The organism is Variovorax sp. YR266 (genome assembly GCF_900107295.1).
GTDB lineage: Bacteria > Pseudomonadota > Gammaproteobacteria > Burkholderiales > Burkholderiaceae_C > Variovorax.
Window position 1 is genome coordinate 219,633 of record NZ_FNPM01000003.1, and the last position, 14,656, is coordinate 234,288.

A 14,656-nucleotide genomic window follows, 5' to 3' on the forward strand; every position below is an offset into this window, starting at 1 on the left:
CTACACCTGCAGCGCCTTCGATACCTCAGCGAAGAACGTCTTAGCGTTTCTCAATTCACCGTGATACGTCGCTTCAGGCTCGTCCTTTGCCATAGCAGAAATCACCTGTTCCAACATTTCCACCACAGCGTCCTTGTCGACGCCCGGATAGACTGCGTGGGCGGCCCCCATCATCGCGTGCTTCACTACTTGCTCGTCAGAGTCGCCTGCGTCTGTGCCGAAGTTGGTTGCATCAAGGTCAAGGATGCCCGGCGAATGCACCCCTGCAAATGCGTCATACCGAAACATCTCCAAGAGACGGAAAGCGTTTCGAAGAGCAATAGTCTCCCTTTTGCAATTCTCCGGACGCTCAAAAACTTCCGCCACACGTCCGGCGAGTTCGCCGAACAGAATCGACGAAGACGCTCCAGGATAGTAAGTCGTCATCAATGTCATTTAATTCCCCTTCGCGCCACAAATTAATCGGCCGAATCTACCGCGTTCAAACCGAACTTACGCTACGCCGCCATTGCCGCAATTTCTGCAACAAGCTCATCGTGGATCGCTGTGAGGTCAAGAACAAATCCGAATGCACGTTGCCCGTCTACCAAGCGGTAGATGTCATCGATCCCATTCCAGCGATAGACGCTCCCTCCAAAGATGACCACATGTGAACAAGGCAACCTGTGGAGCGCGATCCCGAGCGCATGCAAATCTCGGATTGCCCCCTTCACTTTAACCGGGGAAACGCCTGAAGCCGTCAGCTGGCGGACCACTTTGAAGGAGACCAAGTCGCGGAAACTGTACCTCCGCTCGTGGCCATGCCCCTTCCTCCCCTGCCTCCGGCTTGCCGTTGGAACCACCACCCCTACCCGACAAAGATAGTTCAGCATGGGCTGCGTGATACCCGTGAGCCTCACAGCATCCAAGGTGGAGTAAGTGCTCATTATCGCTTCAGTGTGAACTATATTAAATATAGGATTGCTCAATCCTCTTTATACAATGTTTTCCCCTGTTTATCAACAGATTTATCCACCGCTTCCGACCGGGCTTTCTGACAAAAACGTCTAACGACAACGAACATCAGCGGGCGCGACCTATGAGCTATCCTTCCTCTGTCTGGGCAGAATTCTCTGTCCCAGTTTTGTCCCATTGGGTGGGCAAGAAGTTGAGTTTTCGACGTAGCGTTGACCGCCGTGGCGAAGCTAAGTCCTTGATTTATCAAGGAACACAGGTGGCGCTATTGACGATCTACGACATGTGCAAGGCGGTGGACCGGGGGATGCGGATCAACGATGTGTATGTGTTGGAGAAGCATGGGGGGAAGTCGGGGAGTTGGGTGGCGCCGTAATCGCACGGCTAGGGAGCGGTGCCTTCGCCGGCATCCTCTCTCATCCAGCGGGCGAAATCCGACGGGAACGCGTCCCTGAAGCGTTCCGCCTGCGCCCTGGCCTCGTCTTCGAAGCCGAGCAATTCAGCGCTTTCGATCAATTTGACGATGACGCGTGGCTCAGGTGAAAAATGAATCACGCGCTGCGCGAGCGCATGCATCGCTGCGGCGTTGGCAGGCGTCACGGTGGTCAGCGTCAGCTCCGCAAACTCCGCCTGGCGCGCAAACAGCCACGTTCCTCTCACCTTGGCGAGCGTGTCTTCCTCGTAAGCCGGAAGCCGTTCGTCGCGCGGGAGATAGATCTGGCTGACACGGACGTAGTCCCAGCTCGCGCATCCGACGATCAGCAGCAGGACGCCAGCCGCGATGAATGAAAACGCTGGCCGGATCGCAAGACCGCGCCTGGCCGGCCAGAGCATGCCGAGGCAAACGCCGAAAACCAGCTGAAACGGTCCATACCAGAGCGGGTACTCGAGCAGGCTGTGCAACACGATCGCACCGAGCATGCCCCACGCCATCAGGCGAGTGGGATCGCGCTCTCGCCAAGGCCGCGCCGCGAGCACCATCCAGAGAAAGCCGCCGCAGATCAGCACGGCTGCGGGAATGCCCAGCTCCACTGCCAGATGCAGCGGGAGGTTGTGCGCGTTGTCCAGGATCTCGACGAACCGGGCACCGTCGTACCGGGTGCTGTAGTGCGCAAAGCTGAGTTCGCCCCAGCCCCAGCCGGTCCAGGGACGCTCTGCGATCAGCGTGAGCACGTTGTGCCACAGGATCAGCCGACTGTGATCGTCGGGGGCGCCGGTATGCAGGCGCTGGAGCATGCTCTCGACACCGCCACTGCCACCGCCCACCAGCTGAGGCAATGCCCAGGCGATGGTGAAGTAGAGCGGGATCGTCGCCAACAAGAGCAGCGGCGAGGGCAGCCGCAATCGCGCCCCGGTTTTTTCGGCGCGCCAGCCCCGACGCTCCCGCCTGGCGATGAAGCTCGCCACGCCAACAATGGCCAACAGTTGCAACAGCCCCGTGCGCGATGTCGAAGCCGCTGCGGCAATCAGCAACAGCAGCGCCGCAGCCATCAATCCGCGCCGGGTGCGCGTCGACGAGCGCATGGCATAGAGCCATAGCGCGGCAATCCAGGCCATGCTGATCAATGTGGCGAACTGGTTGCGCTGGCGAAGGTTGCCGTAGGCCTGGCCCAGCGCGGGGGAGGTCGTCCAGGGAACAAGCCATTCGGCGAGGCCGTAGTACTGCAGCAAGCCCAAGGCGGCGCTGACAAGACCGGCAACAAGCACGCCCTTGGCCAATAGCGAGGAAGCTGCCTGACCGTCGCGCGCCAGTCCGCTGCCGACGCTCGCCGCCGCCGCGATTCCTGCGATTGCGAGACAGGCCGGGCCCCATGCCGACAGCGCGCCGGAAAGTGCGACAAGAAAGCCCCCGACCCCCAACCATCCCCAAACCCCGAGGGCAGGCGAGCCAGTGGGTCCCGTCAACAGCAGCCCCGCGAGGCAAGCCCAGGAAACCAGCAACTGCCATACGTTGGCAGACGGACCGGCAGCCAGGGGGCAGAGAAACGGAAACGCGACCAGCCCGACACGCACGGCGCCGACAGCTTTCGGTGAGAGAGCCGCGGCCTCGGCGGACGCTGCGCGGGAAGTCATTCCGCCGATTGTGCCAACCAGGCGAGCCGATGAATGGCCGTGGATGGGAGACGAGCGGCTTTGCGAAAAAGGACGGCAGGAGACATTCTCTAACACTTGTCTTTAATTGTTGCGCCTAGTGCGCGCCCGGCCATTCTGGCCCCGGAAGGTGTCCCTCGATGAACAAAAAACCCCGCTATCAAGTTGCCGTGCGTCGCTCCCCTGCGAGCGGCTTCACGCTGATCGAAGTGATGGTCACCGTGGCGATCATCGGGATCCTGGCTGCCATTGCGATTCCCAGCTATCGAGACTACGTGCTGCGCGGGCAGCTCGTGGACGCCCAGAACGCCCTCTCAGCGCTGCGCGCCAACATGGAGCGGTACTTCCAGGACAATCGGGACTACCGCTCCATCGGCACCACGTTCATCTCGCCGTGTGCGGCGCCGCCCGTGGCAGGCAGTTTCACCATCTCCTGCCCGACGCTGACGGCCACGGCGTTCACGGCACAGGCCGTGGGCAGCGGCTCCACCAATGGTTTCACGTTCACCGTGGACCAGCAGAACACCCGCGCCACAACTGCAGCGGGTTCGGGCTGGACGCGATGCACCACCGGCTGGACGACGAAGAAGTCGGGTTGCTGATGAAGACGCCAATCTATCCGCCGCATGGCGCGCGCGGCTTCACGCTGATCGAGATGATGGTGACGGTGGTGCTGCTGAGCATCCTCATGGCGCTGGCGTTTCCGGCAATGAATGAATGGATACGCAACAGCCGCATACGCACCGTCGCCGACGCGTTGCAGAACGGCATTCGCCTTGCGCAGACCGAGGCCCTGCGGCGCAGCCGCCAGACCGTCTTCTCGCTGACGGCCGACACAAACCCCGCGGACGGCCTCACTGCCGTGGCCAATGGCGCCAACTGGTCGGTCAACTTCGTGCCGCTCCTCACGGGCGAGGAAACCGATGCCACGTTCATCGAGGGCGGCGGCCTGACCGGCCTGGCCCCTAACGTCCAGATCACCGGCCCCGCGACGCTGTGCTTCAACTCCATGGGACGCGTCGTCGACAACCCCACGCCGGGCACCGGCGTGGCATGCAGCGCCGCGGCTGCGGCCTACGACATCACGATCCCCAATGCCGATCGCCCCATGCGCGTGCTGGTCGCCCTCGGCGGGCAAGTGCGCCTGTGCGACCCGGCAAAGACGCTTTCCAACACCCAGCCCGACGGATGCCCCGCGTGACGAAACACCATCACCCCACGCCCTCCTCCGCGCGCGCTTCGCAGTCCGGTGTCGCACTGATCGAAGTCCTGGTCTCGATCCTGCTGTTCTCGCTGGGCATCCTGGGCCTGATCGGCCTGCAGACGCGCGCGATCAGTCTGTCGGTCGATGCGGAAGACCGCAACCGCGCCGCCCTGATTGCCAATGACATCGCGACCACCATGTGGATTACGCGCACGGTTGCGATCGACCCCGCAGCCGGAAGCCCTTCGTGGAACGCTCGCGCGAGCAACCCGCAAGCCGGTGGCCTGCCCGGCGGCAGCGTCACGATCACCCCGACCGGCGCGGCCAATACCGTTGACATCCTCATCACCTGGCGCCCCCCCCAGCGCGCAGCCAGCGAACAGGACAGCCGCCTCATCACGCGCGTCACGCTGCCGCTCACACCATGAACGCCCGCTCCAAGCCCTTTGCCCGCGCCGCGCAGCGTGGCCTGACACTGATCGAACTGCTGGTGGCTATGGTCATCGGCCTGATCGTGGTGCTCGCCGTGACCAGCGTCGTCACGGTCGGCGAAACGCACAAGCGCAGCACCACCTCGACCAACGACATGAACCAGAGCGGCTCCTACGCCACTTACATGATCGACCGCTTGCTGCGAAGCGCCGGCTCCGGCTTCGCGCAGACCGGGACGCGCGGGCTGTTCGGTTGCCGTCTGAGCGCCGCGCGCCGCATCGGCGCCACCGCCACCACCATCCTGCCGCGAACCGCATCCGCGTTTCCGGCGCCGTTCGACACGCTGCTCGGTGGTTCAGGCGCCGCCGCGGCGGGCAATCTGCGGCTGGCGCCGTTCCTGATTGCCAAGGGCGCCACTGCCGGCGCCTCGGACACCCTCGTGATCATGGGCGGCAACGCAGCGGCGGGCGACGTGCCGCGCCGCATTCGCTCCGGTTTCCCGGGCAACAACGACCTGCGGCTGGACAACACCATCGGCCTCGCCAATGGCGACATCGGACTGGTGAGCCAGGAAGGCACGACCGACTGCCTGATCGAGCAGGTGAACGTGACGGACGCGACGGCATTCGCCGCAGTGGGCAACGAGGTCCTGCCCATGGGCGGGCGTTACTTCACCTCGACCGGCGCTACCAAGTCGCTGGCCGCGCTCGCAGCCGACGGCACTTCGCTCTTCACGCCGCTCGGCAATGTGGGCGCCAACAACCTGCAGTTCCAACTGCTCGGCGTGGACGCCAATCGCACGCTCGTCGCCTACGACCTGCTGCGGGCGGCCGGCACCGGCAGCAACGAGGGCACCGACGCCGCGGCCATGCAGGCGCTGGCCGATGGCGTGGTCGCGCTGTACGCGGTGTACGGCGTCGACACGGACAGCAACGGCACCGTCGATGCATGGATCGATCCCGCCGCTGCGGGCTACTCCATCAGCACCCTCATGCTCGCTCCCGACACCATGCGCCACATCGTGGCGGCGCGCGTCGCACTGGTTATGCGAAGCAGTCTGTTCGAAAAGGAACCCGTCACCGGGGCCAGCCTGACCGTCTTCGGCGATCTCGCCGCTGCGAGCCGGCGCACCCTGACCATCCCCGTTGCCGACCGGAACTTCCGCTATCGGGTCATTGACACCACCATCCCACTGCGCAACATGCTGTTGCTGCCTCTGCCATGAAGACATTGCCCAAAATGCACGGCCCCTCGCGCGAGCGCGGCGTGGTATTGCTGTTCTGCCTTATCATCCTCGTCGTGTTGCTCGCCGGTGGCGTAGCCGTCATGCGGTCAACAGGCAACTCGCTCTTCGGTGCCGGCAACCTTGCCTTCAAGCGCGATCTGGTCAACCAGGGCGAACTCGCCATTGCGAAGGCGATGAAGGAGTTCCAGACCGGCGGCGCGCTTGTCGATGCGACCGTCACCGCTGCCAACCTGCCGGCGGCGAACTACAGCGCGATCCAGCTCCAAGCCAACGAACACGGCATTCCGCAGGTGCTGCTGAAGAAGACGACGCTGACCGGGCCCGACGTGGCGGGCAACACCTTCACGCCGTCCGGCAGCGCCATCACGGGCAACGGCGGCGTCACCGTGCGCTACGTGATCGACCGCATGTGCAACGCCACCGGCGCCTTCTCGACCATTGGCAAGAGCAGCTGCGTCTATGTCCCGTCGAGCACCGAAACGCAGGGCGGCGACCAGAGCCAGCTGAGCACGCCCGGCCCGTCCGTTCCCAGCCCGCCCATCTACCGGATCTCTGTTCGCGCCGACGGTCCGCGCGACACGCAGGTGTTCCTGCAAGCCTCCTTCACCAAGCCCGAATAGGGCACAGGCGAATCATGAAAACAAGAATTCGTTCGTCCGTTCGCGCGGTGCGCCGCGCGGGCATCGCCACCGGCCTCGGCCTGCTGCTCGGCAGCGCCCTGGTCGCTTCGGCGGCCAATCTGGCCAACCAGCCCGTGTTCTCGACCTCGGAGGTCCCGGGCAACCTGGCGCTGGCGCTGTCGGTGGAATGGCCCACCGCATCCCGCACAGCCCACGTCGGCGACTACTCCAGTGACACCAACTACCTGGGCTACTTCGATCCGGGCAAGTGCTACCTGTACCAGGTCGATACCACCGCCAACGGCGTCAGTACCACCGACAAGGGCGACTCCAGCTACTTTTACCCGGCCGGAGCCGCCACCAACCGCACCTGCACGGGCTCCAACGATGACAAGTGGAGCGGTAACTTCCTGAACTGGGCCTCCACCGCCACGATCGATCCCTTCCGCTGGGCCATGACTGGCGGGCGGCGCGTGGTCGACACGGCCACCACCACCATCCTCGAGAAAGCCTGGCACGGCAACCGCAGCCTGTTCCCCGACCGCGCGCTTCCGGCCGGCGCCATTGCGGGCGCCACGCCGTTCAATAGCGCCACCGCGCTGACAACGAGCATCACCAATCGCGGCTTCAAGATGCGCATGACCGTGACGGGCATCGGCACCCGCACGATGACGGCGGATTACTTCAACAACGTCAACCTCACCAACCCGGTGTTCGCTACCGTCACCACGGACAACGCCAACCACGACTGGGGCAACGGCGCCCCGGTGACCGGGATGAATGCCGACAACTTCTCGGCGCGATTCATGGGCACCTACACGGCACCCGAGACTGGCGATTACGTCTTCCGCACCATCAGCGACGACGGCGTGCGGCTCTGGGTCAACACCAACGGCGGCACCAACTTCAACAACGGCAACCGCCGAATCAACAACTGGACCGACCACGGCTCTACCACCGACGACTCCGCAGTCATCTCGCTCACGGCAGGCCAACAGTTCAGCGTGCAGATCGAGTACTACGAAAAGGGCGGCGGCGCGGTAATGCAGTTCCTGTGGCGCACCCCCTCGTCGAACAACACCTTCAGGCCATTCGCCGATACCGGGCCGACCGACCAGGACTTCACGATGCGCGTGAAGGTGTGCGACCCTTCGGCCGCGGCCGGCGGACTCGAAGCCAACTGCAAGGCTTATGGCGCCAACTACAAGCCCGAAGGCCTGATCCAGAAGTACTCCGACAAGATGCGCTTCAGCGCCTTCGGCTACCTGAACGACAGCAGTGACCAGCGCGACGGCGGCGTGCTGCGCGCCAACCAGAAATTCGTCGGACCGACCGCACCGACTCCCGGCCAGGCGCCCGCAGCCAATGCCAGCAAGGAGTGGAGCGAGACGGATGGCACCTTCATCCGCAATCCCGATGCCGCCGATGCGACCGCGACCACGGCGGCGACCGGCGTGTCCATCGCGGACAGCGGCGTGATGAACTACCTGAACAAGTTCGGCCAGATCCTTCCGGGCAACTACAAGGACTATGACCCGGTCAGCGAGCTGTACTACGCGGTCATGCGGTACTACCGGAATCTTGGCAACGTTGCGGCCTGGAGCTCGATGGGCACTGCCGACGCCCCAACGAAGACCAGTTGGGTCGACGGTTTCCCCGTCATCACCGCCTGGAACGATCCGATCCAGTACTCGTGTCAACGCAACTTCGTGCTGGGTATTGGCGACATCTACACCCACGTCGACAAGAACGTGGCCGGCAACACCACCTACCGCACCCGCGAGCCCACCATGCCTCCCGAGGTCGCGAACGACAACACCGTCAACGCGATCACGGCCACCAACCGCGTCGGCGCGCTGCAGGGCCTGGGCAACCTCGGCAACACCAACGACTACAGCGGCCGCAACAACTCCGCCTTCATCGCTGGCCTTGCCTTCGACGCCAACACCAAGGACATCCGTCCCGACGTGGCGGGGCAGGCCAACACCATCGGCAAGCAGACCGTCAGCACCTACTGGGTGGACGTGCTGGAGCAGCCCTTCCAATACAACAACCAGTTCTACCTCGCTGCCAAGTTCGGCGGACTGGACCAGAAGAAGCTGCCGGCCAACTTCGACCCTTACACCTTCGCTGGCACCATTCCGCTGGACTGGTGGTCGACCAGCGGCGACACGCTGACCGATACACGTGCCGCGAACCTGACGCAGCCGCGTCCCGACAACTACTTTGCCGCGGGCCAGCCCGACACGCTGGTCAGGGGCCTGACGCAAGCCTTCGAGCGCATCGTGAACGCCATCCAGGCATACACCACCTCGTTCTCGCTCTCGGCCCTGCAGGTCGCGGCCACGGGGTCGGCTTCGTATGCCTCGCAATACGACGCCCAGGACTGGACCGGCGTCGTGAGCGCGAGCAGCATCAGCTTTGCCGCTGACGGCACGCCCTCGCTCACGGCGGCATGGAACAGCACTGACAAGCTCGCGACGCAGTTCGCCGGTACGGGCTGGAACACCAACCGGCGCATCGCCACCTGGAGCGGCACGGCAGGCGTGCCCTTCCGCATCGGAAGCCTCACCACCGGAACAGGCAGCCAGGCAGCCGCGCTCGACACGCTCTACGTCACCGGCGACGACAGCGCCAACTACCTGAACTACCTGCGCGGCGACCGCAGCCAGGAAAAGACCGCAACCGACGGGACCAAGCCCTACCGGCTTCGCAGCAAGCTGCTGGGCGACATCGTCAACTCGAAGGTGAAGCCTGTCGGCCCGCCCGCATCGAGCTACTCAGACGCCGTCAACCGAGGCTACGCTGCCTTCAAGACGGCCAAGGCCACGCGCCCCACGATGGTCTACGCCGCTGCGAACGACGGCATGCTGCATGCGTTCCGCGGCGAACTCACCGGCGCCAACGCCGGCCTCGAACAGTTCGCCTATGTGCCGAGCGCGCTCTTCAACGGGCCCAGCAACCCGGTCACGCCGGCCACGGACGGCTTGGCCCAGTTGGGCAACCCGAACTACCTGCACAAGTACTACGTCGATGCAACTCCCGAGGTGGTCGACGTCGACTTCGACCAGGCAGGCGGAACCTTCGCGACCACTGGCTCGGACTGGCGCTCGCTGCTGGTCGGCGGCCTCGGCAAGGGCGGCAAGAGCTTCTACGCCATCGACGTGACCGATCCGGCTGCAATGACCGATGAAACCATCGTGGCAAGCAAAGTGCTGTGGGAGTTCACCGATGCTGACATGGGCTTCAGCTACGGCGCGCCCCTGATCCTGAAGACCAAGCGCTACGGCTGGGTGGTGGTGCTGACTTCGGGCTATCACAACGACACCAGCAACCACAACGGTTACCTCTACTTCCTGAATCCGGAAACCGGTGCGCTGCTGCAGAAGGTAAGCACCGGCGCGGTGGCCAACGGCATGACCCATGCCACGGCCTTCATCTCCGACTTGACCGACGGTACGGCCGACGCGATTTACGTCGGCGACCTCAACGGCCAGCTCTGGCGCTTCGACGTGACCGCACCTGCAGGCACGACTACGGCCTATCCGGCACCTACCAAGATCGCCCGCTTCACGGATGGCGCCACGACCCCGAAAGCCCAACCCATCACCTCGCGCCCCCTGGTGCAGATTCAGCCCTCGACCCGCAAGCGCTACGTGATGGTTGGCACCGGCCAGTTACTCGATTCGAGCGACATCAATTCCGGTGCGGCGCAAAGCTTCTATGCAGTCATCGACGGAACCGCCACCACCTTCAAGCCCGCCGACAACACCATGCCTGTGACGCGCAGTACGCTCACAGCCGTCACCAATCTCGTGAGCGGCACCGTCGTTCCCACCGACTCGCTCGGCTGGTACCTCGACCTGGGCACCGAAGGCGGCATCGGCCTACGCATGGTGGCGAGCCCGACCGCCTTCAACGGCATCGTGGGGTTCTCGTCGCTGCTCACCAGCGGCGACGCCTGCAGCCCCTCGGGCCAGAGCCGGGTCTACGCCATTGACTTCAACACTGGGCGCACGGCGCTGGCCGACGGCACCGCGTTCGCTCAGTACGGCACCGCGATCACCGACCTCAAATTTGTGGGCGTCGACGGCAGGGTGCGCCTGATCTCCGGCGACGTGCGCGGCGACCTGCGCAACGTCGGCTTCACGCCACCTGCCGGTACCACGCTGCGGTTGCTGAACTGGCGGGAAGTGCCGACGGCGGATTGAGGGCCACAGCCGAGTCGCTTCGGCTGAAGCCTGGATCGATTGGCACGACGCCGGCTTAGGCGAAGACGAGCAATAGAGCCTGTCGTTGGGCACTTTGAAACATGGCAACAGGATTGACGGCAGCTGGCCGAGGGCAACAGCTGGCGATGCGCTGCATGCGGTGCTCAGCGCAGCCGGCGACAGCCTTCGATAGCTCCTGCGCATGCGGTTCAAGGCCTTTTTATTTTGCAGCTCGGGCTACTGACAATGCTCGTGATGACGCTCCAATCAACAGCGCGGCGCTGCGGAAGGCTCGCTGACCGTGTAACCAGTGACCAAAGATGAATATTGCAGGGCTGGCCGGATAGCTGTGTCGCGGGGGCGAGGCGTGAGTGCCGCCCCCATCCATCAGTAATTGTTCGTCATATGCTGCGGTGTTCACCCGCTCACGGCCCTTGGCTCACGAAATGAATCTGACTCCCGTTTTTTCAGCCATGGGTTGGGGTATCGCAGGATTTCAACAAGCTCACGATATTGAAATCTGACCCCACTTTTCTCCTGGGCAAGAAAGCGATGGAGAACGAGATTCTCCGAGAGGCGGCGGGTACGGCCGCTCAGAAAACTAGATTGCGCGTTCGTCATGCTGCCGGAAGACGACCGTTGAAGCGGGCCTGCGGTGCGCTACGTCCCGCCGCCCGACCTCTATGCCTGTAGTTGCAGCAGATTACGCATCGTGCGGTCGCTGGCGAACGAGTAGTTCCATATGTACTTCGTCGATGCGATGCGTCGGCGCCCCAGTTCAGCCTCGCAATCGGCTTGGGGTGGTAGTACGCTGTGCCCGGCTGATTCCCAGCAACTCCGCTTGGCGCTTGATCGGTCATACCCGTGCTCGATCATCTCTTGCGCTCCGCAACCTGATTTTGCTTGCCAAGTGCAGCGTCAACTGCCCGATCTTGGCGTGTGCAACGTCGCAACTGACCCGTCCTGCCATAGGTTGGCACCGATGAAGGACTCACAACCGGCGTGATCCAGCCGGCCAGAGACGCCCGATGAACCTCATCGGGCGTTTTCAATTTTAGGGACTGGTGCGGTCTCTCCTGGTTGTAGATCTGCACGGCCTGCTGGACCATCCGGCTGGCCTGGGCCAGATCGGCAGGCCGGTGCAGCAGGAACTCCATCTTCAAGATCCCGTTGACTCGCTCGGCCAGCGCGTTCTGGTAGCAGTCGTAGCCATCGGTCATCGAGCAGGCGATGCCGTGGCGCCGATGAATCTCCTGATAGTCGTTGGAGCAGTACTGGATGCCCCTGTCTGAGTGATGCACAAGCATTTGCCGCGTCTGCCGGCCCTTGAGCGCTACCTTCAGCGCCCGGCTGACCTGCTCGGTGTGCAGGCTGTGGTGCACGTGATGGCCCACGATCTTGCGCGACCACGCATCCGTGACCAGGCTGAGATAGACGAACCCTTGGTCGGTGGGCAAGTACGTGATGTCTGCCACCCATACCTGTTCGCTGGCAGTCGCTCGAACCTGATGCGGCCCCTCCTTGAGCAAGTTGGGATGGCGTCGGAATCGATGATGGCTGTCGGTGGTCTTGTGATACGCCCGCTTGGGCGCCACCAGCATGCGAGCCTCGCGCAGCACGTCCAGTAGCGCATCGCGCCCCAGGCTCGCGCCGGCGTGCTGCAGCGGCTGCTTGAGCAGATGGTGCAGCTTGCGCGCGCCCAACCGGGGCTGGCGCAGGCGAACGCCGCGAACGAGCTCGATCACGGTGTCGGCACGCGCACAGCGTTGCTGCTGATGCTGCAACTGCTGGTAGTAGGCCTGGCGGCTGACGCCCCAATGGCGGCAAGCCCTCGCCACGCTCAGCCCCGGGAGGAGCTTTTGCGAGAGGACTTGCCCGAAGGCTTTTTTACGATGCGCACCCCGTAGTCCTTCTTCAGGACATCGATCACCGCCTCGAACAGTTGGGCCTTCTCGTTGGCTTCGCGAAGTTGGACTTCCAGGGCCTTGATCTTCTGTTCGGGAGTCAGCGGTGCAGCAGGTGCAGCAGGTGCAGATGAGAGCTTCTTGATCGGTACTGGCATGGCAAGCCCAGATGATGATGCCGAACTCCAGTTCTGGCGGCCATGCTTGTGCAGCCACACCAGCACGGTCGAGCGGCCCTGGATGCCGTAGCGCTCCTGGGCCTGTTTGTACATGAGTTCGCCTTTTCTACCTGCTCGACCACCGACAGCTTAAAAGCCAGCGTGTAGTCCCGCTGCGTGCGTTTGACGCTTGATTCCATTGACTTGCCTTTTCTTGAGGGAAAAGGTGTCAACCCAGGTCAGGACGGGTCAAACCAAAGAAAAAAGCCGCCAAAGAGGCGGCTTACCCAAATACGCCGTCGGGCGCAATTTGTATTTATCGACCAGTGGTCTTCACGTAGTTACCCAAGGTGTCGGCAGCCGTCTTCTCGCAAGCGATATTGCCACCCGCATTGATGGTGCAGTCAGCGGTGTAGACCAAGCTCTTGACTTCCGAAGTACCAGTGAATGCGATAGTAACTTTGCCGGGGACAGCCGTTGCACCAGACCCCGAAGCTGCGGCGCCCGTCAAGGTCACAGCAGCTGTTGCATACCTGGGCTGGGACAGGGCGGTGCCTGCGAAACCAAACTGTTGCAACTCAGCAAGGGTGTCGCATTGCGTGCCATCACCCGCTTGATCACTCAGACACGCTTTAATTGCGCTTTTGACACCCTCTACTTCAGCGATGTTGGAAGCCCACTTGCTCTTGACCATGTAGTCTTGATATGCAGGCAGAGCCACAGCAGCCAAAATACCAATGATCGCCACAACGATCATCAATTCGATAAGGGTAAAGCCGGCCTGTGCGCGGCGGGCAATCTTGCGAACGTTCATTTAACTAACTCCAGGTTGGTTGGTTGTTACGCCCGGGAACCTGCCCGGAGCGAGGTACCTTCCGCAGCATCTGTGCCACCCACCCCCAGAGCCTCCTGCTGACCGAACACGTCAACTTTGATCACATTGTCGTTACGACATGTGACACAAGTTGCTTCAAGATGCCAAGCTTGGTGACAAATTTGTCATGCCAACGCATCGCCCCGCATCAGCAAGTCAGGATCCCATCCGCCTTCAGCCAGCGTATGTCCCGCTGCGCCAACCCCGCTACCTGTTCGTCCATCAGCGCCTCGATCTGGCTCATGATCTCGTCGGTTTCGGTGGGCTTGGTGTGGGTGATGTAGATCGGGTACTGCTTCCCCGGCCCGATGTGCGCCAACTCGTCGGCCAGCACCGCGGGCGACAGATGCAGGCTCCTCTCGGCCAGGGCCTGCTCGCGGCTGCTGAAGGCCGTTTCAATCACCAGCATCGCCACATCGATCGCATTCACACGCTCCCAGAAAGGCGCGTTGCGCTCGGTATCCCCGCTGAACACCCAGTGGGCGCCGCCTTCGGCCCGTCTCACGGCAAAGCCGCACGCCGGCACGGTATGAACCGCAGGCAGCACCTCGACCAGCTTGGGCTCACGGCTGCCCAGCGGCAGCATCTGACCGACCGCGATGACGTGAAAGCTCACGAACGGCGCCTCGACGCTGGGAATACTCTCGAAATCCGGCCAGATGACGTTGTTGAACACATGCGCCCGCAGCGCATCGATGGTGGCCCTCAGCGCATGCACGCGCAGCGGCCGCTTGCGGCGGCTGCCTACGGCGTCGAGCATCAGGGGGAGCGCTGCGATGTGGTCGAGGTGGCTGTGCGTGAGCACGACATCGTCGATGCGGACCATTTCTTCGAGCGTGAGATCTCCGACGCCCGTGCCCGCATCGACGAGCAGGTCCGTGTCGACCAGGAAAGAGGTGGTGCGGCAGTCTTTGGCGATGGCGCCCGAGCAACCCAGCACACGAACCTGCATTGTGAGAGAC

11 protein-coding genes and 2 pseudogenes are annotated in these 14,656 nt (G+C 63.1%); 7 read left to right on the plus strand and 6 right to left on the minus strand.

All coding sequences use genetic code 11. The annotated features are described in order from the left end of the window. Positions 1 to 426 (minus strand): hypothetical protein, encoded by a 426-nt coding sequence (locus BLW48_RS10180; RefSeq protein WP_093174438.1) that lies wholly within the window; start codon positions 424 to 426, stop codon positions 1 to 3. A gap of 71 nt (positions 427 to 497) precedes the next feature. Continuing rightward, positions 498 to 926: a MerR family transcriptional regulator gene (locus BLW48_RS10185; protein ID WP_093174440.1), complete on the minus strand. Its 429-nt coding sequence runs from the start codon at positions 924 to 926 to the stop codon at positions 498 to 500. 278 nt (positions 927 to 1,204) lie between these two features. Between BLW48_RS10185 and BLW48_RS10190 the strand changes: the two are divergent. Next, positions 1,205 to 1,330: pseudogene (locus BLW48_RS10190) on the plus strand (cyclic pyranopterin monophosphate synthase MoaC); the annotation flags it as partial. 8 nt (positions 1,331 to 1,338) lie between these two features. Here BLW48_RS10190 and BLW48_RS10195 read toward each other — a convergent pair. Continuing rightward, positions 1,339 to 3,027: a PglL family O-oligosaccharyltransferase gene (locus BLW48_RS10195; RefSeq protein ID WP_093174442.1), complete on the minus strand. Its 1,689-nt coding sequence runs from the start codon at positions 3,025 to 3,027 to the stop codon at positions 1,339 to 1,341. A gap of 158 nt (positions 3,028 to 3,185) precedes the next feature. On the opposite strand from BLW48_RS10195, the gene BLW48_RS10200 reads away from it, so the two are divergent. From BLW48_RS10200 to BLW48_RS10225, 6 genes are read left to right on the plus strand one after another with little or no spacing between them, the layout of a single operon-like run. Further along, the gene (locus BLW48_RS10200) at positions 3,186 to 3,647 is read left to right on the plus strand and encodes a type IV pilin protein (protein ID WP_093174444.1); all 462 of its coding nucleotides are present in this window, start codon (positions 3,186 to 3,188) and stop codon (positions 3,645 to 3,647) included. Next, positions 3,647 to 4,246 carry a GspH/FimT family pseudopilin gene (locus BLW48_RS10205; protein ID WP_093174446.1) on the plus strand — a complete coding sequence of 200 codons (600 nt, stop codon included), beginning with the start codon at positions 3,647 to 3,649 and terminating at the stop codon, positions 4,244 to 4,246. Before BLW48_RS10200 ends, BLW48_RS10205 begins: the two co-directional genes overlap by 1 nt. Then, positions 4,243 to 4,677 (plus strand): type IV pilus modification protein PilV, encoded by a 435-nt coding sequence (gene pilV / locus BLW48_RS10210; RefSeq protein WP_256330747.1) that lies wholly within the window; start codon positions 4,243 to 4,245, stop codon positions 4,675 to 4,677. Before BLW48_RS10205 ends, pilV begins: the two co-directional genes overlap by 4 nt. Further along, positions 4,674 to 5,906: a PilW family protein gene (locus tag BLW48_RS10215; protein WP_093174905.1), complete on the plus strand. Its 1,233-nt coding sequence runs from the start codon at positions 4,674 to 4,676 to the stop codon at positions 5,904 to 5,906. Before pilV ends, BLW48_RS10215 begins: the two co-directional genes overlap by 4 nt. After that, on the plus strand, positions 5,903 to 6,547 hold the full coding sequence (locus tag BLW48_RS10220) for a pilus assembly PilX family protein (RefSeq protein WP_143047739.1): 645 nt from the start codon (positions 5,903 to 5,905) through the stop codon (positions 6,545 to 6,547). The genes BLW48_RS10215 and BLW48_RS10220 overlap by 4 nt, the downstream gene beginning before the upstream one ends. Positions 6,548 to 6,561: 14 nt before the next feature. Then, positions 6,562 to 10,758, plus strand: coding sequence for a PilC/PilY family type IV pilus protein (locus BLW48_RS10225; protein WP_093174452.1), 4,197 nt, complete (start codon positions 6,562 to 6,564; stop codon positions 10,756 to 10,758). A gap of 1,022 nt (positions 10,759 to 11,780) precedes the next feature. On the opposite strand, the pseudogene BLW48_RS10230 reads toward BLW48_RS10225, so the two are convergent. The 3 genes and pseudogenes from BLW48_RS10230 to BLW48_RS10240 form a co-directional block, all read right to left on the minus strand. After that, positions 11,781 to 13,020: pseudogene (locus BLW48_RS10230) on the minus strand (IS3 family transposase); the annotation flags it as partial. Positions 13,021 to 13,136: 116 nt separating this feature from the next. After that, positions 13,137 to 13,634: a pilin gene (locus BLW48_RS36020; protein ID WP_093174454.1), complete on the minus strand. Its 498-nt coding sequence runs from the start codon at positions 13,632 to 13,634 to the stop codon at positions 13,137 to 13,139. Between the two features lie 208 nt (positions 13,635 to 13,842). Beyond that, positions 13,843 to 14,646 (minus strand): 3',5'-cyclic-nucleotide phosphodiesterase, encoded by an 804-nt coding sequence (locus BLW48_RS10240; protein ID WP_093174456.1) that lies wholly within the window; start codon positions 14,644 to 14,646, stop codon positions 13,843 to 13,845. Positions 14,647 to 14,656: the final 10 nt, after the last annotated feature.